This is a genomic window from Amycolatopsis sp. YIM 10 (assembly GCF_009429145.1).
Classification (GTDB): domain Bacteria; phylum Actinomycetota; class Actinomycetes; order Mycobacteriales; family Pseudonocardiaceae; genus Amycolatopsis.
This window is the reverse complement of record NZ_CP045480.1, coordinates 7,972,844-7,997,149: the sequence shown is the minus strand read 5'-3', so window position 1 is coordinate 7,997,149 and position 24,306 is coordinate 7,972,844. Positions and strand designations below refer to the sequence as shown.

23 protein-coding genes are annotated in these 24,306 nt (G+C 67.3%); 16 read left to right on the top strand and 7 right to left on the bottom strand.

The window, feature by feature from the left end; translation table 11 throughout:
- From YIM_RS37785 to YIM_RS37770, 4 genes are all read right to left on the bottom strand, one after another.
- A complete protein-coding gene (locus YIM_RS37785) occupies positions 1-1,086 on the bottom strand; it encodes a hypothetical protein (RefSeq protein WP_153034939.1) in 1,086 nt (361 codons plus the stop codon).
- Positions 1,087-1,492: 406 nt separating this feature from the next.
- On the bottom strand, positions 1,493-1,720 hold the full coding sequence (locus YIM_RS37780; protein ID WP_153034938.1) for a hypothetical protein: 228 nt from the start codon (positions 1,718-1,720) through the stop codon (positions 1,493-1,495).
- A 273-nt stretch (positions 1,721-1,993) separates the two neighbouring features.
- Positions 1,994-2,482: a CGNR zinc finger domain-containing protein gene (locus YIM_RS37775; protein WP_153034937.1), complete on the bottom strand. Its 489-nt coding sequence runs from the start codon at positions 2,480-2,482 to the stop codon at positions 1,994-1,996.
- A 13-nt stretch (positions 2,483-2,495) separates the two neighbouring features.
- Complete coding sequence (locus YIM_RS37770) at positions 2,496-3,344, bottom strand: methyltransferase domain-containing protein (protein ID WP_194239882.1); 849 nt, start codon at positions 3,342-3,344, stop codon at positions 2,496-2,498.
- A gap of 395 nt (positions 3,345-3,739) precedes the next feature.
- Here YIM_RS37770 and YIM_RS37765 point away from each other — a divergent pair, with 395 nt between their 5' ends.
- The 10 genes from YIM_RS37765 to YIM_RS37720 all read left to right on the top strand — a co-directional run bounded on the left by YIM_RS37765 (position 3,740) and on the right by YIM_RS37720 (position 14,331).
- Positions 3,740-4,789, top strand: a complete 1,050-nt coding sequence (locus YIM_RS37765) for a hypothetical protein (protein WP_153034935.1) — start codon at positions 3,740-3,742, stop codon at positions 4,787-4,789.
- Positions 4,790-4,839: 50 nt separating this feature from the next.
- Positions 4,840-5,742, top strand: a complete 903-nt coding sequence (locus tag YIM_RS37760) for a dimethylarginine dimethylaminohydrolase family protein (RefSeq protein ID WP_153034934.1) — start codon at positions 4,840-4,842, stop codon at positions 5,740-5,742.
- The gene (locus YIM_RS37755; RefSeq protein WP_153034933.1) at positions 5,739-6,896 is read left to right on the top strand and encodes a type III PLP-dependent enzyme; all 1,158 of its coding nucleotides are present in this window, start codon (positions 5,739-5,741) and stop codon (positions 6,894-6,896) included. The genes YIM_RS37760 and YIM_RS37755 overlap by 4 nt, the downstream gene beginning before the upstream one ends.
- Positions 6,893-8,353 (top strand): saccharopine dehydrogenase C-terminal domain-containing protein, encoded by a 1,461-nt coding sequence (locus YIM_RS37750; RefSeq protein ID WP_153034932.1) that lies wholly within the window; start codon positions 6,893-6,895, stop codon positions 8,351-8,353. Before YIM_RS37755 ends, YIM_RS37750 begins: the two co-directional genes overlap by 4 nt.
- A 75-nt stretch (positions 8,354-8,428) precedes the next feature.
- Positions 8,429-8,935: a MarR family winged helix-turn-helix transcriptional regulator gene (locus YIM_RS37745; RefSeq protein WP_194239881.1), complete on the top strand. Its 507-nt coding sequence runs from the start codon at positions 8,429-8,431 to the stop codon at positions 8,933-8,935.
- Positions 8,936-8,976: 41 nt separating this feature from the next.
- The gene (locus tag YIM_RS37740; protein WP_153034930.1) at positions 8,977-9,582 is read left to right on the top strand and encodes a GNAT family N-acetyltransferase; all 606 of its coding nucleotides are present in this window, start codon (positions 8,977-8,979) and stop codon (positions 9,580-9,582) included.
- A gap of 35 nt (positions 9,583-9,617) precedes the next feature.
- Positions 9,618-10,634 carry an arginase family protein gene (locus YIM_RS37735; protein ID WP_153034929.1) on the top strand — a complete coding sequence of 339 codons (1,017 nt, stop codon included), beginning with the start codon at positions 9,618-9,620 and terminating at the stop codon, positions 10,632-10,634.
- Positions 10,607-11,173, top strand: coding sequence for a MarR family winged helix-turn-helix transcriptional regulator (locus YIM_RS37730; protein WP_153034928.1), 567 nt, complete (start codon positions 10,607-10,609; stop codon positions 11,171-11,173). Before YIM_RS37735 ends, YIM_RS37730 begins: the two co-directional genes overlap by 28 nt.
- A 24-nt stretch (positions 11,174-11,197) precedes the next feature.
- On the top strand, positions 11,198-12,757 hold the full coding sequence (locus YIM_RS37725) for an MFS transporter (protein WP_228004276.1): 1,560 nt from the start codon (positions 11,198-11,200) through the stop codon (positions 12,755-12,757).
- A gap of 95 nt (positions 12,758-12,852) precedes the next feature.
- Entirely contained in the window at positions 12,853-14,331 is a 1,479-nt protein-coding gene (locus YIM_RS37720) for an alpha/beta hydrolase (RefSeq protein WP_153034927.1), read from the top strand.
- 326 nt (positions 14,332-14,657) lie between these two features.
- Here YIM_RS37720 and YIM_RS37715 read toward each other — a convergent pair whose 3' ends face one another.
- On the bottom strand, positions 14,658-15,068 hold the full coding sequence (locus tag YIM_RS37715; protein ID WP_153034926.1) for an STAS domain-containing protein: 411 nt from the start codon (positions 15,066-15,068) through the stop codon (positions 14,658-14,660).
- A gap of 350 nt (positions 15,069-15,418) precedes the next feature.
- On the opposite strand from YIM_RS37715, the gene YIM_RS37710 reads away from it, so the two are divergent.
- The 5 genes from YIM_RS37710 to YIM_RS37690 all read left to right on the top strand — a co-directional run bounded on the left by YIM_RS37710 (position 15,419) and on the right by YIM_RS37690 (position 20,988).
- Positions 15,419-15,826, top strand: coding sequence for a hypothetical protein (locus YIM_RS37710; RefSeq protein ID WP_153034925.1), 408 nt, complete (start codon positions 15,419-15,421; stop codon positions 15,824-15,826).
- 294 nt (positions 15,827-16,120) lie between these two features.
- Positions 16,121-16,693: a YiiX/YebB-like N1pC/P60 family cysteine hydrolase gene (locus tag YIM_RS37705; protein ID WP_194239880.1), complete on the top strand. Its 573-nt coding sequence runs from the start codon at positions 16,121-16,123 to the stop codon at positions 16,691-16,693.
- Positions 16,694-16,759: 66 nt separating this feature from the next.
- Positions 16,760-17,983, top strand: a complete 1,224-nt coding sequence (locus YIM_RS37700) for a hypothetical protein (RefSeq protein ID WP_153034923.1) — start codon at positions 16,760-16,762, stop codon at positions 17,981-17,983.
- Between the two features lie 223 nt (positions 17,984-18,206).
- A complete protein-coding gene (locus tag YIM_RS37695) occupies positions 18,207-19,430 on the top strand; it encodes a sorbosone dehydrogenase family protein (protein WP_153034922.1) in 1,224 nt (407 codons plus the stop codon).
- 34 nt (positions 19,431-19,464) lie between these two features.
- Positions 19,465-20,988 carry a non-reducing end alpha-L-arabinofuranosidase family hydrolase gene (locus YIM_RS37690; protein WP_153034921.1) on the top strand — a complete coding sequence of 508 codons (1,524 nt, stop codon included), beginning with the start codon at positions 19,465-19,467 and terminating at the stop codon, positions 20,986-20,988.
- A 44-nt stretch (positions 20,989-21,032) separates the two neighbouring features.
- Here YIM_RS37690 and YIM_RS37685 read toward each other — a convergent pair whose 3' ends face one another.
- A complete protein-coding gene (locus YIM_RS37685; RefSeq protein WP_153034920.1) occupies positions 21,033-21,692 on the bottom strand; it encodes an adenylate/guanylate cyclase domain-containing protein in 660 nt (219 codons plus the stop codon).
- A 477-nt stretch (positions 21,693-22,169) separates the two neighbouring features.
- Here YIM_RS37685 and YIM_RS37680 point away from each other — a divergent pair, with 477 nt between their 5' ends.
- Positions 22,170-23,048, top strand: a complete 879-nt coding sequence (locus tag YIM_RS37680; RefSeq protein WP_153034919.1) for a helix-turn-helix transcriptional regulator — start codon at positions 22,170-22,172, stop codon at positions 23,046-23,048.
- Between the two features lie 16 nt (positions 23,049-23,064).
- Here YIM_RS37680 and YIM_RS37675 read toward each other — a convergent pair whose 3' ends face one another.
- Positions 23,065-24,162: a ThiF family adenylyltransferase gene (locus tag YIM_RS37675; RefSeq protein ID WP_153034918.1), complete on the bottom strand. Its 1,098-nt coding sequence runs from the start codon at positions 24,160-24,162 to the stop codon at positions 23,065-23,067.
- Positions 24,163-24,306 lie beyond the last annotated feature (144 nt).

The window sequence follows — 24,306 nt, the reverse complement described above, 5'->3', positions numbered from 1 at the left end:
TCAGGCTCGCTTCGGTGGGTAGAGCACGCCGCCGTCGATCGGCGTTTGGGTGGTGATTTCATCGAGTAGATTGCCGGCCAACTGCAGCAGCTTCGCGATCGTGTTGACCACGAGGAGCTTCTTCGCCACGACCTTTGCCGCCTTCGAAACTGTCCGCCAGACGATCAAGTTCGGTGTCACCCCTTCCGCAAAGCCGAGCGTGAAGTCCTTGACCAGGTCCGTGAGCACGTCCTGATAGTCGTCGATCGCGTCTGCGGCGCGAGCGGCGTTGCGGTACAGCGCGGCGGCCGTGTTCTCATAGCAACCGCCGAGAAAGGCCATTCCATAGGCGATGTCGGTGCGAATCCAGCTCAATATCACCAGGAAGTAGTCGGCGGCGAGCTCGGCGGTGTCGCCGGTCCAGCCGTGCTTGAGCTGGGAGCCGATGTGCTCGAACTGATTGCTCAAGTCGAAGTACGCCCGGCCGAGCTGGCTGTAGCCGTTCCCGACTTTCGAGATGGGGCCATATTGGCCCATTGCCGCCTTCGCCCACTCGTTGTTCTCCGGTTGCTCGCCGGGTGAGACGACCATAAGGAACTTGAAGTAGATCTCGATGAAGTCGGCGACCTCGGTCGGGATGTCGGAGACGAACGCGACGAGATCGAGCACCTGGTTCGGAAGCAAACTCGGTTCGACGAGTTCGACCGGGTCGGTCAGAGCCTTCGACGGCTCGTCGAAATCCAGCTTCTCGAGCCTCGGAAAATCACCAGGGTCGCTGGGCTTGCGCGCCGGCGACTCACCTAGGTCGTCCCAGAACCGGTTGATCTTGACTACGTTCTCGGCCTCGCCCCGCTCGTAGGCATCGGCGGTGTCACGAAGGTTCTGCGCCAGCGTGGTCAACTGCCGGTCGATCGCGAGCACAAGATCCTGGGTGTACGAGATCACCTCCGGCCGGCGCGACAGTGCCTTCTCCGCGGCCGAGCCCTCCGCCGGCAAGGGCAAAGTCGCCACAGTAGCCACATAGGCATTCATCTTGATCTGATCGCGCCCAAGCCGGCTGACCGCCTCGGCGACATCCCGCAGAATCGCGAGATCATACGAAACCATCGTCCCCTCCTGACGTCGGTAAGCCGAGCCGCGCTCGGGCTCACTCCTGCACCGTGGTGTTGAGGTACTTGCTGTTGTCGGTGAACCGCTTGGCAGCCCCGGTCGACTCCATGAACCCTCCCCGTGACACTCGCGCCTCGGGTGTCACCCTAACCCGGCGTCGTTCACGTCGTGGCCCTTTCGACGCGGATTCCTGCGGACGAGGAGATGGGACACATGCGGGCGGTCGATGACAGCTCGCCGTCGTGGGCCCGCTTCCTTGCTTTCCTCGTTGTTGACCGGGACCAGTGTGCCCACCTCCCGGTGATCTTCTTGGCGCACAAAACAATATGTGCCGACAGGAGCCGGATTTCTGCTCATCGGCGTGCGCCGCGGAGGTGTCCTCGAATCCGGTCGAGCCAACCGGTTACCGGCCCGGATCAGTGAGTGGCCGTTCGTCCGGTGGGCACCAGGCGCCGTGCACCTCGGTGCGGTCGGGATTGCCGTAGTAGGCGATCCCCGCGGCGAGCCTGCCGGGGCACCCGCGCTCATCGTCTCCATGAGCCAGGTGAGGGCCCGGAACCGGCACGGTTGGCTCGTCGGCGAGCCGTTTCGCCAGCGCGTCGAGCACGGGCGAACTGCGATCACCGTCCACCTCGGCCTCGACCAGCGCGACGATAGGGATCGGCCTGCGCCTCGGCGGGCGGCGCGCCTTGACCGGTGCCCGGGATCGAGTGACTCGTCAGTCAGTCCGGCCGCCTCGAGTTTCGCTTGGCGTCTCGGGCGTCGGCCTCGGCGGCTGCGTAGTGGGGTTCCGACTTGTGCGTATCACTCCCGCAATGCCTCGCCTCTTTGTGTCCACCGTGGCCAACGCGGACGCTGGTGGCGGCGACTACGCGGATCCACAGTGGACGCAAAAGCCGGTTCGCTACGTTCCTGCCGAGCGGCGGCTGCGCCAGGTCTTCTGCTTGGACTGGTTGCCGCACGTGCGCATCGAACACCAGCGACGCGACCGAGCCCGTGACTGATCGTAGAAAGCCCGCCGGCACGCGTCGTTGACGCACACCTTGAGTCTGCTCCACTCATCAGTCGTCATCGCGCGGACCATCTCGGCGACGATGCTGCCCAAGGCAGCCGCCGTCCCGGTTGCGCGGGGTTTCAGCGACCAACCACCCTCGTCGTCGAGTTCGATCGTGAGCCGTGCGCATTCGGCGGTCTCGTTGATGACCCGCCTTGCGTGTGGCGCAATCGGTGCGCCGTTGTTGTTGGCAGCCATAGCTTTCCGCAATGACTCCCGCAGCCGCGCGGCGGATTCCGAATCCGCGGCCGAAGTCGCGCCGGCTTCGAATTCGCCGGTGTTCACGAACCGGCGCACCAGTTCGAGCGAGCCGGGAGCGGCCGGCTCGTGCGAGTTCACCCCGCCGGGCCCGTCATGGTCGGTGCTGCGCCGGACCTCGGCCTGCGGGCTTGCGGGCGGTGAAGATCAGGTATTCGGGTCCGCCGTGGGTGATGACGTCGTCGAAAAGGCGGATGAAGTCCGACAGTTCCTGCTTGCCGTATCGGTTCGTCAGGTTCTCGAGATCGGCTTCGGTCCGCTTCCACCACATCTCGACGGACTTCTCGACGTGGCTGCTGGCGTCGAGCAGTTCGACGGGCTCCAGGCCGGCGCGGCGGAGCATCGGCGGGAAATCGTCGAACGGCTGAACCGGGCTGAGCGAATCAAGATCGCGGTACTCGTCGATCACCTTCTGGCGCTCGGGGGTGACGGCGGCGTTGAGGCAGAAGTCGGCGGCGGTGAGCACGCCGCCCGGGCGAAGGACGCGGGCGATCTCACGCAACGCCGGGTCGCGGTCCATGTGGATCAGCGATTCGATGGCGATGGCCGCGTCGAACGAATCGTCGGGGAACGGCAACGCCAGTGCGTCGGCCTGCTCGAAACTGACCTGCTCGGCCATGTTCTCGCCGCTCGCCCTGGCGTTGGCCTGCTCGATTTGCGTTGCCACGTTGGAGATACCGACCACTTGCGCCCCCGTCGCGCGGGCGAGCCGGATCGCCGGTCCGCCGATGCCGCAGCCGACGTCGAGCACCCGGTCCCGCGGGCCCGCCCCGACCCGGTTGATGATCTGGTCGGTCAAATTGTCCAGCGCCTGCTCGTAGGTCGTTCCATCGTCGGAAGACGGCCAGTAACCGTGGTGGAAGTTCGGCCCGTACAGGCTGACGTACAGAAGTTCAGCATCCTCGTAATAGGCCTGAGCCCGCTGCGAGGTCTCAGAGATCATGACGAAGCTCCTCCGCATACTGATTGAAATCGGTTATGGAGAGACCACGCCTCCACGATGCCAAACCATGTCAAGTGGCGCCAATTAAGCAGGGATCGTCATGCCCTGTGACCACATTCGTCGCTGTCAGTTCTCACTCTACTGGCGGTATCGCCGAGAAACTGTCTCCCGTAAGCACGTCAGCAGGTGACGTATTCATGCTGCGGGGTCCACGAGTGATGTGTTCACCTGGTATGGGGGCCACGGGTCCGCCGATGGAACACCACGGCGATGGAACACCGAGGCAACGAAAGGATGGATTCATAATGACAAGCCTGATGGCGACGTTGGGCGGCACGCGAGAAGCGCCGGTGGCGACACAATCATTGCGAAATGTGATTGCCCGGCTTCCGCAGATGAGCCCGGATGTCGATCTCGGCGAGGACATCGCGTTGGCAAACAAAACGCTGTTGTCGCCGGACGCGTCCGAAAAGGACAAGCGTGCCGCGCTGTGCAGGTGGCTCGCGCAGAAGCAACCGTGCCTGTTCGGCCGCCTGGCGATGCAGGGATCCGATGGGCCGAAGGGGCTCGGCGTCAACGTGTGCTGGATCGGCGAAGACGATCTCGACGCGGGACGGGATCACGTCGCGGCGAAGATCCAGCAGGAGCGCCGAGAATGGAAGGATCGCGCCGAACGCGGCGAGAGCAGCGGATTCCTGATCATGGTCAACAGCAGGCACCTTGCCTACGCCCGGCCAGGACCGGAACTCGTCGACGTCTGCGTCGAACTGTCGAATCTCTACCTGGTCGAACACGCGCCCATCGAGTGCGACGTGATCTACACCGAAGCGGTCCCGTTCCGCCGTTCCGACGGGGTGCTGACCTTGTTCAAGGCCGGCTGCAACATCTTCTACTCCGGCGCTCACCGCACGGTCAACCACGATCGGCGCCTGCCCGGTGGACTGATGTTCTCGATGAACTCGCCGGGTCACTACGCCAACTCGCTGGCCAGGCGGGGGCTGCAGGACTCGTTCGAGGACGCGACCGAATTCGTCCGCGAGACGGCGTTCCGGTCGATCGGCAACGGCGGCATCGGCTGTCCGCACATGCCCAGCGCGAGCTGGCACAACGAGTCCACCGACGACCACCGCGACGTGCCCGAACGCAAGCGACCGCCCTACATCCCGGAAAACTTCGACCCGACCCGCTACTCCGCCGTCTACCACACCGACGTCCTCGTGCCCACCGACGTCACCAGCGACCGGCGGACGGTGCACGAGTCCTACGAGGAGGTCGACGCGGAGGTCTGGCCGTATCTGATCCTCGACTACATCACCACCGAGGAATTCCCGGCCGACCACGTCAACTACGGGCTGTTCCACGGACATCCCATCGAGGAGTGCGCCCGGTACCACAACCCGTGGCCACCGCGCGTGGCGCACAACAAGGAACTCTTCGAGTACTGAACTGACGACGCCGAGTACTCGCACGCCGGATCAGCGGGAAAGGAAGGCGAATGACACCGACGACGCCGAAGGTGCCCAAGGCACCGGAGGAGGTAACAGAAGGTGGTCTCGCGTGGGGCCGCCGCGTTCTGATGTGCTCGCCCGAGCACTTCGACGTCACCTATTCCATCAACGTCTGGATGGACCCGGACGTGCGGGTGGACTTCGACCGGGCGTGGCGGCAGTGGGACGATCTTGTGTCCACATTGGAGACTGCGGGCACCGAGGTGCGGACCGTGCCCGCCGCGCCGGGGTTGCCGGACATGGTTTTCACGGCCAACGCCGGCATCGTCGACGGCACCACGGTCACGCCGGCCCGGATGAGCAGGCCCGAGCGCGCTCCCGAGGTCGAGCACGTCGGCAGCCGGTTCGAGGAGCTGGGCTGGACGGTCGAGCGGCCTCCCGCCGCGCCGCAGGAGGGCGCGGGTGACGCGGTGGCGTTCGCCGGTGGGCTCGTGGCCGGCTACGGCCGCCGGTCCTCCGCGTCGGCATATGACGACCTGCGGACGCGCAACGGCTGGACCGTGACCGCGCTCGAACTTCCCGATCCCCGTTACTACCACGTCGATCTGGGGTTCTGTCCGCTCGACGAGCGGACTGCGATGGTGGTGCCGGAAGCCTTCAACGCCACCGGTCGCGCCGCGCTGGCCGAGATCGTCGAGGACCCGGTGGTTCTCACGCCGGACGAAGCAGCGGCGTTCTGCGCGAACGCCGTGGTGTCCGGGCAAACCGTGGTGATGCCGCACTGCTCACCGCGGCTGGGCCGCGAACTCGAGCGCCGCGGCTTCGAGCCCGCGGTGTGCGATGTTTCCGAGTTCGGCAAGGCAGGCGGCGGCTGCCGCTGCCTGACCCTGGCGCTCGACGTGGAGCTGGACCGCGCGGCGGCACCCTCCACAGTGGGGGTGGAGGGATGACGGTCGCCGCGTTCAGCCCCCGCATCGCGCGGTGGCTCCACGACAACGACCCGCCGACCCCGTGCCTGGTGCTCGACCTCGACGTGGTGACCCGGCGCTACCACGAACAACGGGCCGCGCTGCCTTTCGCGACCCCGTACTACGCGGTCAAGGCGAGCCCGGATCCCGCGGTGATCGCCCTTCTCGTGAAACTGGGGGCCTGCTTCGACGTCGCCAGCCGGGCCGAGATCGACCTGTGCCTGGCCAATGGAGCCGATGCCGGCTCACTGTCCTACGGCAACACCATCAAGAAGAGCGCGGACATCGCCTACGCCCATCGGCGGGGAGTGTCGATGTTCGTGTTCGACAACGTGCGCGAACTCGACAAGATCGCCGACGCGGCACCCGGGGCGGCGGTGTACTGCCGGTTGCTCAGCGAGAGCACCGGGGCGCGGTGGCGCCTCGGCGACAACTTCGGCTGCTCACTCGAGTACGCCGTGGAGCTGATGACCCGAGCGGCGCAGCTGGGCCTGCGTCCCAGCGGACTGTCCTTCCACGTCGGCTCCCAGCAACTCGAGCCGGCGCGGTGGGAGCCCAACATCGCCGCCGCGTCCGAGGCGTTCGCGAAGCTGCGCGCCAACGACGTGGAACTCGAGATGCTCAACCTCGGTGGTGGCTTTCCCGCTCGCTACGCCGAACCCGTTCTCCCGATCAGCCAGTTCGGGAAGGTGATCGCACAGGCGCTCGACCGGTGGTTCCCCGGTCCGCAGCGGCCACGAATCGTGACCGAGCCGGGTCGTTCGATCAGCGCCGAGGCCGGGGTGCTGCGCACCCAGGTGGTCTCGGTGCGCGAACCGTTCGACGGTGCCGACCGCTGGGTCTACCTGGACGCGGGTCGCTTCGGCGGGCTCGCCGAAACCGACGGCGAGGCGATCCTGTACCGGGTCGAGACCGAGCGCGGCGGGCCGACGCAACCGGTGATCCTGGCCGGGCCGACCTGCGACAGCGTCGACGTGATCTACCGCGACGCCGCCTACGCGTTGCCCAAAGAGCTTCAAATCGGTGACCGCGTCGACTTCCTCAGCGCGGGCGCCTACACCGCGAGCTACTCCTCGATCGGGTTCAACGGGTTCCCGCCGTTGCCTACCTACTGCATCGGAGGCGAATCATCATGACCGAACGACTTTCCGTCCCCGGCCGAGTGCTGGTTCTCGGCTGTGGCTCGGTTTCCCAGTGCCTGCAGCCGCTGCTGCTCGCTCATCTGGACATGCCCTTCGACCGGCTGACCGTGCTGGACATGGAGGACCGGCGCTCGCAGATCCCGGACACGCTCGCCGCCGGGTGCCGGTTCGTCCAGCGGCAGCTGACTCCCGAGAACCTCGCCGCGACCCTCGCCGAGCAGGTCGGACCTGGCGACCTGCTGCTGAACCTGACCTGGAACATCGGCGCCGAAGACATCATCGGCTGGTGCCACGACAACGGTGTGCTCTACGTCGACACCTCGGTCGAGCAATGGGATCCCTACGCGGACATGAACGCCCGGCACCCGGCCGACAAGACCCTCTTCGCCCGCCATCATGCGCTGCGGCGCCTGAGCCGAAGCTGGGGTGACCGCGGTCCGACCGCGATCATCGAGCACGGTGCCAACCCGGGTTTGGTGAGCCACTGGACCAAGGTCGGGCTCGAGGACGTCGCCACGGCCATGCTCAAGGAGGGCGTCGAGGACCTGGACCGGCGGGCCCGGATCGAGCGGGCGCTGGACGAGGCCGACCACGCGCGGATGGCGATGGAGACCGGCACGCGGGCCATCCACATCTCCGAGCGCGACACCCAGATCGGCTCGCTGCCCAAGGAACCCGAGGAGTTCGTCAACACCTGGTCGGTCGAGGGCTTCTACGAGGAAGGTGTCGCGCCCGCCGAACTCGGGTGGGGCACCCACGAGCGTGAGCTGCCGCCGGCGGCGGTGGTCCCGGAATCCGGCATCGGCAACCAGATCTGCCTCGCCCGTCCGGGGATGGCCACCTGGGTGCGTTCGTGGGTGCCGTCATCGGGGCCGATACACGGGATGTTGATCCGGCACGGCGAGGCCGTGACGATCAGCGACCATCTCGCGGTCGCCGATGACGACGGGACGGTCATCTACCGTCCGACCGTGCACTACGCCTACCTGCCCACCGACGCGGCGCTGGCGTCGGTGCACGAGTGCGGGATGCGGGGGTTCCGGCTCCAGGAGCGCCAGCGGATCATGACCGACGAGATCATCAGCGGCGCCGACGAGCTCGGCGTGCTGCTGCTCGGCCATGACCTCGGGGCGTGGTGGACCGGGTCGCAACTGTCCATTGAGGAGACCCGTGAGTTGGTGAGCGGGCAGAACGCCACCACCCTGCAGGTCGCGGCCTCGGTACTGGCGGCGGCGTTCGCCGCCGTGCGCCACCCGGAGCGGGGACTGTGCCGGCCCGACGACCTCGACCACCGCGAGATCCTCGCGATCGCCGATCCCTATCTCGGACCGACCCCTTCGGTGCGCAGCGACTGGACACCCCAGGCGACCGGCCCGGGCCCGTTCGACGACTACCTCGGCGTGAAGCCGCCGGACGACCCCTGGCAGTTCTCCAACGTGCTCGTGGCCTGACCCAGCCGTCCCGCTGCGTAGTCCGATGGTGGCTCCGAGTTGTATGACTGCGGCAGTCACATATATGATGGGACCGTGGATGACCGGACCGCGAACCTCGTCGCCGCGCTCGTCGTGGCGCTGTCCGACGAGTTGGAGGCGGGCAGCACGCAGGTCGCGGGCCAGTCCGCGGTCGGCACGGCGGCCCTCGCGACACTGCTGTCGGCGCCGGGAGCCCGGGTCGATGCCCTTGGCCGGGTACTCGGGCTCACCGGCTCCGGCACGGTCCGCTTGGTCGACCGGCTCGTTGCGGCCGAGCTGGTCGAGCGCCGTCGTGACACCAGCGACCTGCGTGGTGTCTCGCTCTGGTTGACCGATCAGGGTCGCGCCGCGGCCACGGAGGTCGTGACACGGCGCCGCGAGGTGGTGGCCCGTGCTCTCGCCCCGCTGAGCGACGCCCAGCGCGCCGTCGTGGCCGAGGCCGTGGAGCCGGTGCTCGCCGAGCTGGTCAAGGACCGGTCCCGCGCGGATCGGGTGTGCCGGTTCTGCGACTACTCCGTGTGCCCCGAGGCCGACTGTCCCGTCGAAAGAGCAGTGCCCTGAACGGTTCCGCCGACGGCCGCCGATCGAGAGAGGAGCAGGCCATGAGCGCTACCACCGCGTCGGCACGGCGCGTCGAGGAAGTGGTGACCCGCCCGGTCGAACACGACCGGTGGGACGACCTCGTGGAGGTGTTCGGCAGCAACGGGGGCTGCGAGGGTTGCTGGTGCATGTACTGGCGGGTGACCTCGGGACCCGAGTACGACCGGATGCGCGGTGCGCCCGCGCGAGCCGAGTTCTCCCGTCTGGTGCGCGACGGTGAGGTGCCGGGGCTGCTGGCCTACCACGACGAGCGTCCGGTGGGCTGGTGTGCGGTGGCGCCGCGCCCCGCGTATGTGCGGCTGCGCCGCTCGCGGACCCTGCGCCCGGCCGAGCCCGACGACCCCGGTGTGTGGGCGGTGCCGTGCTTCTACATCAAGAACGAGCATCGCCGCCGCGGTGTCGCCGACCAGTTGCTCGCCGCCGCGGTCCGCCACGCCGAGCGGCAGGGTGCGCACACCATCGAGGCTTATCCCACCGATTCGGAGCACCGCCGCTATTCCTCCGGGGAACTGCACATGGGCACCGTGGACCTGTTCACACGCCACGGGTTCTCCGAGGTCGACCGCCCCTCTCCGGGACGAGTCATCGTGCGGCGGGATCTGGCCTGAAGGTCCGCCAACCAGCACGTTGGGAGGCAGAAGTCATGCGAGTGATCGGTGCCCCGTTCAGCTCCGCGGGCCGGATGGATCACGAGGCCCTGGCGCCGGAGGCGCTGCGCGAAGCCGGGCTCATCGAACGACTGCGCGCCGCCCTCGGCCCCGACGAGCCGGTCACCAGCGGCGGCGACGTCGCCATCGGTGCCTCGGCGGCCCGTCCCCACCGCGACGGGCACTCGGGACTGCGATCCCTTCCCGGGCTCGAGGCCGTGACCACCACCATGCGCGCAGCGGTGGCCGAGACATTGCTCGACTACGACCGGCCCCTGGTACTCGGCGGTGACTGCGCGATCCTGCCCGGTTGCCTGCGCGGGGCCCAGGACGCGCTCGGCTACGACCAGGTGGGGCTGCTGTTCATCGATGGCCACGAAGACGCCTGGCCACCACACGAGTCCGACACCGGCGAGGCCGCCGACAGCGAACTCGGGTTCCTGCTGGGACAGCATCGTGAGCAGCTACCGGCGTCGCTTGATGCCCAGTTGCCCGTGCTCGACAGAAGCGCCGTGGTCGCGCTGGGCCCCCGCGACGGTGACGAGATCGCCGCCAGTGACGCCCCGTCGCTGGCTGAACAGGTCCGGCTGGTCACGGCGCAGCAGCTCACCGTCGGCGAGGACAGCCCGGCCGACCACGCCCGAAAGGCGCTGGCCCGCATCCGGGCCAACACCGCGCACTGGTGGCTGCACATCGATCTCGACGTGCTGTCCAGCGACGCCCTTGACGCGGTGAGCTACGAACAGCCTGGTGGGCTGGACTGGAACCAGCTCAGCGAACTCGTCGCCACCGCGCTCAGCGAGCCGGGGTGCGTGGGCATCACAGTCTGCGACTACGACCCCGATCGTGATCCGGACGGAACGGGCGCGCGGCGCGTTCTCGACTGGTTCGGATCTCTTCCCACCGGCGTCCCACCGACATCATCCCTTCTGACACCGTCCGATCGGTCGGCGCTCGAAGCCGCCATCTGGGCGAACATGACACCATGTGCAACGACGACAACCGCACCCTGAACCTGCTCGGCGCAGTCGTGACCGGTGCGCACGACCAACTCGCGTCCGCGGTCGAAACCGCGGCCGGCCACAGTGGCGCGCTCGCCGCCGCGCTGGCCATGGCCGCGCAGTACGAGGGCCTCACCATGGGAACCCTGCAGCGGTTCCTGGGCATCAGCCGCCCGGCCACGATCCGCCTGGTCAATCTGCTGGAGAGCGACGGACTCGCCGTGCGGCGCCATCTCGACGACGACCGCCGGTCCACCTCGGTGGTGCTGACCGACGTCGGTCATCGCGAGGCCCAGCGCGTCCTCGCCGCCCGCCGCTCGGTGCTGGAGCGCCTGCTGCCCGACTCGAGCAAGCAGGAACGCGCGGTGCTCGACCGTGTCCTCGAACGCATCTTGACCGCGATGATCACCCACCCGGACCGCGGGTACGAGGTGTGCCGGCTCTGCGACATCAGCACCTGCCCACCGTCGCGCTGCCCGGTGGAAACCATGGTCGTCGCCATGGAGCCCGACGCTCCCGAGGGGATTCTGACCTCGCAGAACGAACGTTGACCTGATCGAAGGAAGGAGTCCGTCGTGTCGGCGAATCCCAGGGGAACAGAAACCGCGCACTCGAGCCGGGCCGGGCCGAGGGAATGGACGGGCCTCGGGGTACTCGCCCTGCCGACGATCTTGCTCGGGCTCGACGTGACCCTGCTCTACCTCGCTCTTCCGGCCCTTTCGGTCGACCTGCAGCCGAGCAGCACCCAAGCGCTGTGGATCCTCGACTCGTACGGACTCGTGATCGCCGGGCTGCTGGTCACCATGGGCGCGATCGGGGACCGGCTCGGTCGCCGGCGCCTGCTCATGATCGGCACCGCGGCGTTCGGCATCGTGTCGATCGTCGCCGCCTTTGCCCCCACTGCCGAGATCCTCATCGCGGCACGAGCCCTGCTGGGCGTGGCGGGCGCGACGCTCATGCCGTCCTGTCTCGCCCTGATCACCAACATGTTCATCGACGCCCGTCAGCGAGCGCTGGCGATCGGCGTGTGGGCGACCACCTTCGCGCTCGGCATGGCGGCCGGTCCACTCGTCGGCGGTGTGCTGCTGGAGTCCTTCTGGTGGGGCTCGGCGTTCCTGCTCGCGCTGCCCATCGCGGGACTCGTGCTGCTGACCGCACCGGTGCTGCTGCCGGAATACCGCGCCGCGGAGACCGGGCGGGTCGACCTGCTCAGCGTCGCACTCTCGCTGGGCGCCATCCTGCCCCTGGTCTACGCGATCAAGCACGCGGCCGCAGAGGGCTTCGACACCCAGACCACGGTCGCACTGGTGGCCAGCGCGGTGTTCACCATCGCCTTCGTCCACCGGCAGCGCCGTCTGAGCGATCCGCTGCTCGACGTCGCGCTGTTCACCAATCGAGCCTCCGGCACCGCCCTTGGCGTTCTGCTCGTGGGTCTCGTCGGCGTCGGAGGGGCGCTGTATCTGGTCACTCAGCACCTGCAGCTCGTCGAAGAGCTTTCCCCGTTGGCCGCCGGCGCGTGGATGGGCCCGCCCGCACTGGCGATGGTCGTCGCCGCCATCGGCGCACCGCTGCTCACGCGCCGCGTGCGACCCGGCTACGTCGTCGCGGGCACCCTCGTCCTGTCGACTCTCGGCTACGTGCTGCTCACCCAGGTGCGCGGTCCCGACAGCATCGGCTTGGTCGTGGGCGGATTCGCCTTGGTATACCTCGGATTCGGATCGGTGGGAGCGCTCGGTTCCGACCTGGTGGTCGGCACCACGCCCGCCCATCGGGCCGGCTCCGCCGCCGCGATGTCCGAGACCGTCCAGGAACTCGGCGTCGCCATGGGGGTGGCCATGCTGGGCAGCCTGACCACGCTGGTGTACCGCAGTCAGGTGCCCGCCGACGGTCCGGGTGGCGAAAGCCTGGCCGGGGCCATTTCCACGCCCGAGGTTTCGCCCGCGCTGGTGGCGCAGGCCAAGGAAGCGTTCACCACCGGGATCAACATCTCCGCCACGGTCACCGGTGTCGCGATTCTCGCGCTGGCCGTGATGTCCGCGGTCGTTCTACGGCACATCCCGCCCACCGCGGCGGTCCCGGCCGTGTCTTCCGATCCGGCCGAGGACAAGGTGGCCGGCGGTGCGAACACTCGGTGACTCCGTGTAGTTGATTCTGTCGGTAACTTGAATCACGTCACCGACAGAAAGGAACCAACTGCATGCGCAGTGTCGGGAGATCTCTCATAGGCGGAATGACCGGGGTACTGATCGCGGCTGCCGCCGTCGCCGTGCCGGCCACGGCGAGTGCGGCGGAGGCCATCGACTGGCAGCCGTGCCCGAAGGGCGAGGGCGCCCTGTGCGCCACCATCGAGGTGCCGCTCGACTGGTCGCGGCCGGACGGCGCGAAGACCAAGATCGGGCTCGCCAAGCGGCCGGCCAAGGACCAGGCGAACCGGATCGGCTCGATCCTGGTCGACCCCGGCGGGCCCGGTGGCAGCGGCGTGAGCATGGTGGCCAACGCCGACCCGTTCACCGAGGCGGTGACCGCGCGCTTCGACGTCGTCGGCTTCGATCCGCGCGGCATCAACACAAGTCAGCAACTGCTCTGCGACGAAACGCTGTCGCAGCAGGCACTCGACGCCCGGCGGCCCACCAGCCAGGCGGAGTTCGACAACCTGGTCTCGCTCAACAAGCAGCTGATGGACAGCTGCCGTGAGCATTCCGGTGAGCTGATCGACCACGTCGACAACCTCAACACCGCGCGCGACATGGACGCCATCCGCGCCGCGCTCGGCGAGGAGAAGCTCAACTACGTCGGTTACTCGTACGGGTCGCTGATGGGGCAGCAGTACGCGGAGCTGTTCCCGGACCGGATCCGGGCGATGGTCAACGACGGCAACATGGACCACAGCCTGCGGACGGCGTGGGACTTCATGCGGACCGAGACCGAGCCGGTGGAGGTGGCCTTCGAGGAGTTCGCGAAGTGGTGCGACACCACCGAAGCCTGCGCGCTGCACGGGCAGGGCACCGCGAAGGTCTACGGCGAACTGAAGGAGCGGGCCAAAGCGGGCAAGCTCACCAACCCGGCCACGGGCGCTCCGATCGACTTCTACGAGCTGTCGCAGCGGACGTTTTCGGTGACCAGGCCGGGAATGTGGGGCAACCTGGCTACCGAACTCAAGAAGTTCAAGGACGGCGGGGGCGCGCCGTCGCCGTTGTCACTCGAAGCGGCCGCCGCGATCAACAACCCGTATCCGCCGATCTGGTGCAGCGACTGGCGCTACCCGGTGAAGAACTTCGCCGAGTACGAGAAGCTGCGCACGAAGTTGTCCGCGAAGTTCCCGAACATGGAGTGGAGTCCCTACGTCGACCACGCGCTCACCTGCGCCGGTGACCCGCTGAAGACGACGAACCCGCAGAAGCCACTCAAGATCGAGGGTGCGCCGCCGCTGGTCATGGTCGGCAACTTGCACGACCCGGCGACGGTCTACGCGTGGAACAAAACCGCCGCGAAACAGAGCGGTTCGCACCTGATCACCTACGAGGGCTGGGGCCACACCGCCTACCGCGGCGACGGGCCGAGCCCGTGCGTCAACGAAGCGGTGGACGCGTACCTGCTCGAGCTGAAGGTGCCGCGGAAGGGCCTGTCCTGCCCGGCCACGGAGAAACCGGGATCTTCGTCGTCCGCGAAGACCCTGAACCCGGGGTCGCCTGGGCCGTACCAGCGATAGCTCACCGGGATCGGGCCCGGCCGCACTCACGGCCGGGCCCGACCACTTCCCGCGCGAACTACTGTGGCTGTAAGGCTGAGTAGAGCTGCTTGGCGCCCGATGACGGGCCGATCGTGAAGTGAGCTGGGTTCAGCAGTGCGGCCCTCACGGGTTGGCCAATACGCTCGTGGTCGGCAGGGTGATTCGGCATCGGGCAGGTGAACGGGGGCGTGCCGCGGTGTGATTTCGGCGTGTTTCGCGCTGGGAACCGGATAGTGACGGAACGTGGGAAGCCGATGGCTGTCGTGTGGTGAAATCGGCGGCAAGGCGTTCCCCGAACGCCCGTGTCAGTCCGGTTTGTCTGTCCGGAACGGTCGAGTGGGCACGTGTGCCGGAATCGTTCCCGGATGATGACGTCGCCCCCTGAGGTTGGCGAGTGCGCCGGCCAGGTCGGGCCGGGTCTCGAGCACGGTGCGGGTCCCGGTGGCATCGATCGTCCGGTCGACCACCGAACCCCAGGTCACCATGGTCCAGTTGACGTCGTGCTGGGCCGCCGAATTCGCCGCCCTCAGCAGTTCGGCCAGCGCCGCGACGCCGAAAAAGCTGATACTGCGCAGGTCGAGCACAAAATCCTGACCGAGGGTGATTCTCGCGTGGAGCAGATCCCGCAGTGCCGGCGCCGAACGACGGTCCAGGTCGCCGCTCAGTACCAGGACGGATTCTCCGGAGTGGAAGGTTGCCGACAGTGTCGCGGTCATTGTTGACCTCCCCGTGAGCAGGGCTGGTCCAGCCACAACTTCGACGATACGCCTCCGCCGATGTCCGCGGCAGTGCGCATGTGCGGTGCATTAGACAAAAGGGATCAATTGTTGCCCGAACGGTCTGTCAGCAGCTGGATTCGATTCATTAATGCCGCGACCGGGATTATTCCGTGCACGGCCCGCGTCGTCTTGCCGGGAGACGCCACGGCCGAGCACTCTCCTCAGCGGGACCCCGCCGCGTCGACGCGAATCTTGCGGCTCACCTGGGGTGGGTGCTAAGAGAGAAATTGGCACTCTCTCGGTGAGAATGCCAAGTCCAGTCGATCCGGGAGGCGAAGGAGGCGACGATGGGGTTGGCCAAGGTGTGGGTGCGGACGCTGAGCGACGGTATCGTGCGCGCCGATCAGATCGTGAGTTTGACCAGCCATTCCACACCGGCCCTGTCCGGCAAGCCCGCGCGGTGGCTGCTCGATGCCACCGTCGCGGTGTCCACCGGCAGCGGGCACGCCGGCAGCTGGAGCGTGGGCATGCTGCACCGCACGCTGATCCAGACGCCGGCCGAGCCGGTCGATGCGCCCGAAGCGCTCGCGCGGTTGCTGGCGGCCCTGCACGACACCGAAGCCGCCGGCATCATCACCCCGCTGCCGGCGGAGCCGTCGGAAACCGGCCGGTCCGGCGTGCGGTTCTCGTTCGCCCCGTTCAACGACACCGGCTCACCGCTGGATCTCGGCGACACCGCCTCGTCGAAACCGTGACGCGCGATCACGTCGAGATCGATTCCATCGGTCCGCCGCGGAAATGATCACAGCCGGTTTGCCCAGGCCATTCCGAGAATTTGATTCGGTGCCCTGTGCCACCGGTTTCCTTGGCGGGAGACCGTGTGTAGGGTGAACGCCCGACACATGGGGGTGGCCGGGCGGTTTAGCGTCACTTCGGCAACGGACTGGGGGTTCCAGGACTAGCGCCTTCGCGCATTTTCCTTGGGGTCACTGTCTACTGATCACGAAGTGGAGACAAACATGTCCAGAAACAGGCGAACTCTCGCCTCCATGACGGCCACCATTGTCGCGGGAGCGGCAATGGCCGGCCTGCTCGCCGGGCCCGCCCAGGCCGCGGAGGCGGACACGTCGAGCCCGGTCGGCACCGCTTCCTCCGACGACGGTGCCTGCAAGACGAAAAAGACGGTCGGAAAGGCGAAGAACAAGGGGGACGTCTTCCACTCCTACGCGCAGACCGCCGTGTTCAAGCACAACCACATCGGCATCTACTACACGACGAACACGATCGTGGAGGCACCCGGAAAGGGCCAGAAGAGCAAGTCGGTCACGGCATCCACGCTGAAGAAGTGCGGTCCCATCTACAAGATGTACGTCGAGGCAAAGCAGTCCAGCCGCGACAAGGCCGCCAACTACGCCTACAACAATCTCCGCGACAAGGAGTACGACAGCAACTTCGTGACGAACAAGACGAGCAACAACACGAAGCTGAACTGCTCCGAACTGGTGTGGAAGGCGTACAAGAAGGCCGTGGACATCGAGCTGGACGGCGACGGCGGGCTGGGCGTCTTCCCCAACGACATCAAGAACGACGGCAGCACCGAGATCTACGAGACCATCAAGTAACAACCTCCGATCGGCGGTGCGGCCCGTGGGTCGCGCCGCCGCCCGTCTCCCGAGAGGACTCGACCGGTGCGCCTTCCCCGACTCGTCGCGCTTGCCGCCTGCGCATTCCTGGTCATGACGGCCTGCACGTCGACGGACGGCGGAGCGGAGGGCGAGATCGCCGATCCCGATGAGGTGACGCTCGGCGAAACCGTTCTCGCGTTCTACCTCAGCCCCGACACTTCCGTCGACAACGCGAAGGACGGGCAACCGGGCTATCTGGTCCTGGTGCGGGCGGATGGCGGCAAACGGCTGATCGAAACCAGCGGCATGACCGAAGCGCATATCGCCTGGTCGGAGACCGGGCTGTTCTTCAGCGACGACACACGCGACTACCTCCTCGGCAAGGACGGCCTGGTCGGTTTCGAGAACAAGAAGGCGGGCCATCAGCAGTCGGCTTTCGCGTTGCCTGAAAACAAGGGCTTTGTCGCGGTCTACAACGAAGGCTTCTCCGACTCCGGATACACCAATCAGGTGGCCGTCACCACTTCGACCGGTTCCCAGCTCTACCAGGTCGAAGGAAACTACTTCATGAACGCGCTGTGCGGTGGTGTCCTCAATGGAATCGCCACCGACACGGGAACTCATTTCGCGGACTCGGCGACGATTCCCGGCATGCGCTCGAAGGTCGATCCCAGTGCGCAGCCGGAGCTGCTTTCCCAGCTGTATCCGGCAACCGAAGGCCGGGAAAGGGTCGTCGCCTGGCGAGGAGTCTTCGACGCGGGAGACCACAATCGTCACGTGCCCTGCCACGACGGTGTGATCACGTTCCTTTCCGACTACACCGACGCCGACGGCAATCCCCACCTGACCGTCGTTTCCTGGGACACCGGCACGGGTGCCTACGCCGAACAGGCCCTTGTCGACGCCCGACGGCGCCCCATCGCCGAGGAACTGGTCGACCCCGGGACGTTCTCCCAGAAGTCCTACGACGCACGGGCGGTCCGAAGTGGTCACCTCGAATGGCTCGCCGCCGACGGCCGGCTCATGAGCACCGAAATCGCCTCCGGGATCACCCGGCCGCGGTTCGACACCACGTTCACCTCGGGCAGCGACACGTCCAGCCAGGCGATCTTCACGGACCGGTCGATACACGTCGTCCAGGAGACGTTCGACGGCGAGACGCCCGTCAAGATCAAGCGGTTCGACCGCGTCACCGGAGACCTGGCCGCCGAGATCTCCGTGCCCGGCCTGGCCGAGCACGGCATCGAGTTCAACCTTCGCGGCGCGGCCGTTCCACCCACCGCCTGACGGGCGGCCAGCGCGATCCCAAGAGCAGCCGTACCGTCGGTGGCACACGGAAGATCCGCCGATCGGCGGCGGGGCGACGCCCGATCGGCGCAGTCGAATCCGCTGGGCCGGATCTACTATTGGAGCGCTCCCAAATCTGCGCGATCGTGGTCTTGCCTGTGTTGTCCAGTGCGATTGGGAGCGCTCCCAGACCGTGTCCCCCACCTGCTCGAGGAGCTGAACCATGTCGCGACGGCGTTGTCGCCCGGTCACCGTGCTGGCTGGACTGCTCGTGCTCGCACTTTCCGCATTGCTGTTGCCTTCGGTGTCGGCGCGAAGTACCGCCGCTGCCGGCACCACCCATCCCGGCGCGGTGCCGCTCACCGAGCTGACCGTGGTCTCCGAACAGGTGGCGTCCGGCCTGCGGCGGCCGATCGCGATCACCGGACTGCCGGACGGCCGGATGCTGATCGCGGAGAAGAACGGCACCGTCCGCGCCTACCACCCCGACACCGGCCTGGCACCCGACCCGGTGCTCGACCTGACCGCCCGGATCGACACCTCGGACAACGAGCGCGGCCTGCTCGGCATCACGCCCGCGCCGGACTTCGCGTCGACCGGGATGCTCTACGTGTCCTACACGAGCCTGCCCGCGGGCGCGCTGACCCTGGCGCGATTGCCCATCGGTGCTCCCGATCAGGTGCAGGTGCTGCTCACCCAGGAGCACGCCGAGTACGGCAACCACAACGGCGGGCAGGTGGCGTTCGGCCGCGACGGTCACCTCTACTGGTCCACCGGCGACGGCGGCCACGCCAACGACCCGTTCAAGGCCGGGCAGAACCTCGGCACCCTGCTCGGCAAGATCGTGCGGATCGACGTCAACCGCGCCTGCGGGGCGAAGCCCTACTGCGTGCCGTTCAACAACCCGTTCGTCCGCACGCCGGGCGCGCGGCCGGAGATCTGGCTCTACGGGCTGCGCAACCCGTGGCGGTTCTCCGTCGACCCGGTCGACGGCTCGCTGTGGATCGGTGACGTCGGCCAGGGCCTGGTCGAGGAGATCAACCACATCCGCCCGTGGCAGGGCGGGGCGAACCTCGGCTGGTCCTGCCGGGAGGGCACCCCGGTGTTCGATCCGGAGCAGTGCCAGCCGGGCGGGAAGTACACCGATCCGGTCTTCGAATACGACCACTACAACGACAACTGCTCGGTCACCGGCGGTGTGGTGTACCGGGGAGCCAAGACCCCGGAGGCACGGGGAACCTACGTCGCGAGCGACTACTGCTCGACCCGTGTGTTCGCCGTGCGCCCCAAGCTCAGCGGTGGCTACGAATCCGCCGTGATCGGCAACTTCCCCACCCAGCCGACCGCGATCGGCACCGACGTGCACGGCGAGTTGTACGTGCTCAGCGACCTCCCGGGATGGCTGAACCGGGTGCGGTTCGAACGGGTCCAGCCGGCCAACCACTGATCTCGTGCAGCCCAGACGCTGAAGGAGAATCACCATGAGTTCGATGGGTCAAGCCCCGCCGACCGTCTCGCTCCGGGCGGCACCCCGCCGTACCGGTCGTATCCGGCGCAGCCGTTGGGGCGGCGCGCTGATCACCCTGCTCGCGACCGTTCTCGCGGCTTCCACGGCGGTCGCGGTCAATCCCGGCGTCGCGTCGGCGGCGACCGTCGACACGGCCGCGTGGTACGTACTGGTCAACCGCAACAGCGGCAAGGCGCTGGACGTCGCCGGTGTTTCCACCGCCGACGGAGCGGTGGTCCAGCAGTGGGCCCGCCACGACGGAGCCAACCAGCAGTGGCAGTTCGTGGACTCCGGCGACGGCTACTACCGGCTTAAGTCGAAGAACTCCGGCAAGGTGCTCGACATCGACAACTGGTCGACCGCCGACGGCGGGAAGGTCCAGCAGTGGACCGACCTCAACGGAACCAACCAGCAGTTCCGCCTCACCGACTCCGACGGCGGCTACGTCCGGCTGATCAACCGCCACAGCGGCAAAGCCGTGGAGGTGAGCGGTCAGTCGACCGCGGACGGAGCGGCCGCCATCCAGTCCGGCGACCAGAACGTGGCCAGCCAGCAGTGGCAACTCGTCAAGCTGAACGACGCGCCTGGCGCGTGCGCTCTTCCGTCGACCTACAAGTGGTCTTCGTCGGGACCGCTGGCGCAGCCGAAATCGGGCTGGGTCTCGCTCAAGGACTTCACCAACGTCGTCCACAACGGCAAGCACCTGGTCTACGGCACGACGCACGACTTCGGAACGAGCTGGGGCTCGATGAACTTCAGCCTTTTCTCGAACTGGTCGGACATGGGCTCGGCCAGTCAGAACGCGATGAACTCCGGCACCGTCGCACCCACGCTGCTGTACTTCGCGCCGAAGAACATCTGGGTGCTCGCCTACCAGTGGGGTGGGCCCGCTTTCAGCTACAAGACGTCGACCGATCCCACCAACCCGAACGGGTGGTCGGCACCGCAGACGCTGTCCACCGCCAGCATCACCGGCTCCGGCACCGGGCCCATCGACCAGACGCTCATCGCCGACGGCCAGAACATGTACCTGTTCTTCGCCGGTGACAACGGCAAGATCTACCGGTCGAGCATGCCCCTCGGGAACTTCCCGGGCAACTTCGGCTCGTCCTACACCACGATCATGAGCGACACGACGAACAACCTGTTCGAAGCCGTCGAGGTCTACAAGGTCCAGGGCCAGAACCAGTACCTGATGATCGTCGAGGCGATCGGGAGCAACGGGCGGTACTTCCGCTCGTTCACTTCCAACAACCTGGGCGGTTCGTGGACACCGCAGGCCGCCACCGAGAGCAACCCCTTCGCCGGCAAGGCCAACAGCGGTGCCACGTGGACCAACGACATCAGCCACGGTGACCTGGTCCGCACCAATCCCGACCAGACCAAGACCATCGATCCCTGCAACCTGCAGCTGCTCTACCAGGGCCGCGACCCCAAGTCCGGCGGCGACTACGGCCTCCTGCCGTACCGGCCGGGCCTGCTGACGCTGAAGCCCTGATCACCTGACGCAACTCCGACCAGCCGGGTCGGTGCCCTCACTCCTCACCGGGTGAGGACGCCGACCCGGCTTTGCGCTGTGCCGCCGGCCATCGCGGCGAAGGTCGTCTGAACCCAGCCGAGATACCTTTCGCCGCCCATGCGGACGTCGATCTCCGGTCGGAAGGTCCTCTTGTCGAGACCGTCGTACTCGTGCCGGATCACGGCCCGGTAGACGTCCTCCGAAGCCACCACCGCCAGCTCGTCGGGCGCGGCGGCGAGCGCGCTTTTGAGGTGTGGTGCGTCGAGCAGCCGGAAGGTGAGGTCGATGGCGTCGCCGTAGCAGCCGTGGCGGTCGTAGTGCACCTCGCCGGTGTGCACGGCGGCACGCAACCGCAGCCGGCTGGGGTTCTGCCGGGCGTGGGTGGCGAGCAGCGCGGCCAGTGCGGGGATCATCCGGCTCAGGATGATCGCCTTGGGTACGGAGTCGGCGGGGCGGATCAGGATGAGGATGCCGTCGCCGCGGTCGATCAGCGGATCCCGGTGGCCTTCGGCGATCCCGGCGGCCAGCAGGGCGTTCTCGACCAGGTCGTAGAGGGCTTCCCGCATGCGGGCTCGCCGGTGGTTGGTCCGCCTGGTGGAGCCTTCGACATCGACCGCGACGACGGTGCGGTGGCGCGGCAAGGCGGGGAAGCGGTCGTACGCCTGCGTGGGCGTGGGATTCATCTGTGTCACCACGTGTCGCTTCGCGGATTGTCCGGGACTGGGTCACCCCGGCCGTTCCAGACGGGGGTCGTGGAACGGCCGGGGCCGCGCGTCGCCGCGATGGGATTCCCCTCGCCCGGCGGCATGTCCAGCTCCTTGCGCACCCTTTTGCCGAGCTGGCTGTGACGCCGGGCCTCGCTCCCATCGCCAGGAGCTGGCGCCGCGCTGATTCAGGTGGGTAACTGGAGAGGGCGGTGACTCCTCGGTGGAAGTCCTGACCTCGATAGGTTATTCTCCAGCTATTCGAATTTGCCATCAACCATTCAGGTTCTATTCGCTTGTTACTATCGAGCTATGCGGAATGATCAACTGGTGCGGAGGTTGGACTTTGCGTAAGCATGTTGAGCAGACGATCTTGCTTGTTGCTCCGATCGGGGTGCTGGTGTCTCACGAACGTGTTCGGCCGGCTCGCGCCGGCGCCTGAACTCGGCCGAGCAGATGGTTACCTCGCCCGCACCCGGAAGCGACCGTGCTCGGCTCGCCACGAAGCTGCGCGAGATCCGCGCGGTGACCGGCATGTCCGGCAACCAGTTCGCCGCGCACATCGGCTGGCCGCAGTCGCGGGTGTCCAAAATCGAAACCGGGGTGCAGTTCCCCACCGACCAGGACGTCGCCGACTGGCTCGAAGCGGCGCGGGCGCACGACCAGCGGGACGCCGTGGCCGCGCTGCTGGCCCGTGCCCGGGTGGAAAACGTCGCCTTCCGGAAGGTGGTCAAGGAGTCCGGCAGTGCCGGTTTTCTGCAACGGCTCGCCGGTGGGCGTGAGAAGCAGGCGACCCGGATCTGCGACTTTCTTCCAGCGATGATCCCTGGTCTGCTCCAAACCCCTGCCTACACGCGGGAACTGCTGTCGTTGCCCTCCGGGCCCGCGTCGCTCGGCGCCGCGGTGACCGATGATGATCTCGCCAGGATGGTGGCGTTCCGGATCGAGCGGCAATCCGTGCTCTACGACAACACCAAGACCGTGTCGTTCGTCGTGGGGGAGGCTGCGCTGTGGACGCGCATCGGCGGCGTCGACACCCAGCGCGGGCAGTTGGACCGGCTCCACTCCATCGCCGAACTCGGCACCGTTGATCTCCGGATCGTGCCCTTCACCACCGCGATGCCGGTCTTCCCGCTGCACGGGTTCAGGATCTACGACGACGAAGCCGTCGACATCGAGACCATCACCGGGTCGCAGACGCTTGCGGACCCCGACGACGTGGCGGAATACGTGCGGTTCTTCAGCCACCTTCAAGCCGCGGCCGTCGCCGGACGAGACGCGGTTCAGCTGATCCAGCGTGTCTCGCGCCGGCTGGGGAGTGAGACCGGGGAGTAGGTGGGGTACCGCGAGGTCAGGCCGCGTTGCAGAGCGGGCACTGCGGATGCGGGCGCTCGACGTCGGTGATGAAGCTGTGGTCCATGGTCGCGAGGCTGTAGCCGTACTGGCAGTTGACGGGGAGCGGGGGAGCGCCGGTGAGCACGCTCATCACCACGTGGGCCACCAGATTGCCCACCATTCCCGCGGTGGCCGCGTTCGCCGCGTGCACCTGAGGTGTTTCCTCGGCGGGCAGCCACATTCCGGTCTTCGGCCGGCGTGCGTCGCGCTCGCGGTCGGCGGCGTTCGCGCACTCGAAGCAGGGTCCGGTGCCGGGCCGGTACAACCCCAGGCTGGCTTGGGGACCGTGGTAACCACCGAACACCCACGGGGTGCCCGTCGCGACGCAGGCCTGATTGGCCCACGACCTGATCGCCTTCGGCCGGTCGGCGCTCACAATCAGCACGTCGTACTCCGCCGCCAGCGTCCGCAGGGACTCCAGGCTGTCGATGCGGGTGGGCTCCCCGGTGACCTTGATGGTGGAGTTCGCCGCGCGCAGCCGCTCCACCGCCACCTCGACCTTCCGGCGTCCCAGGTCCTGCTCGGTGTAGAGGATCTGGCGGTTGAGATTGGACAGCGTGATCACGTCCGGTTCGACGCAGTGCAGCGTGCCCACGCCCGACATGGCCAGCGCCAGTGCCGCGGTGCTGCCCACGCCGCCCACCCCGATCAGGACCACCCGCGCCCGGGAGAGCTTGACCTGGAATTCCCAGCTGGAATCCCGCCATTCCCGGTCCACCCACTGGTTCAACGCGCGGCCGCGGCCATAACGCTCCCGTTGCCAGGTGCTCAATGCCGCGCATTCCGGCTCGTCGACGTCTTCGAGATAGCCGGCCTTGGCCAGCGTCTCGATCCCGTCGAGCACCATCTGGACCGAATGTTCGGGGAAGCGGTGGATCAGGTCGGTGACAACCTGATCCACCGTCCGTGAACCATCGAGGAGACCCAGAAGCGCCCATACGGCGCCATCCGGGTCGTGCAGCTTGCCGGCGATGCCGAACAGTTCGCCGCCGATCTGGATGACGCCGTCACCGAACCGCACCGGGCGGTGTTCCAGCTTGATCCGCAGCCGCATCCCGGGCCTCCTCGCCTCTAGCTACCGGTATCGCAGTACACGTGGCGTTTCGCGTCCTCGCGCTCCACCATCGAAATCTCGATCATGGCGGCACTCCTCCCTCCCCTTTTCGTGGCGAAGGGCGCGCAAGTCTGGGGATTCGAA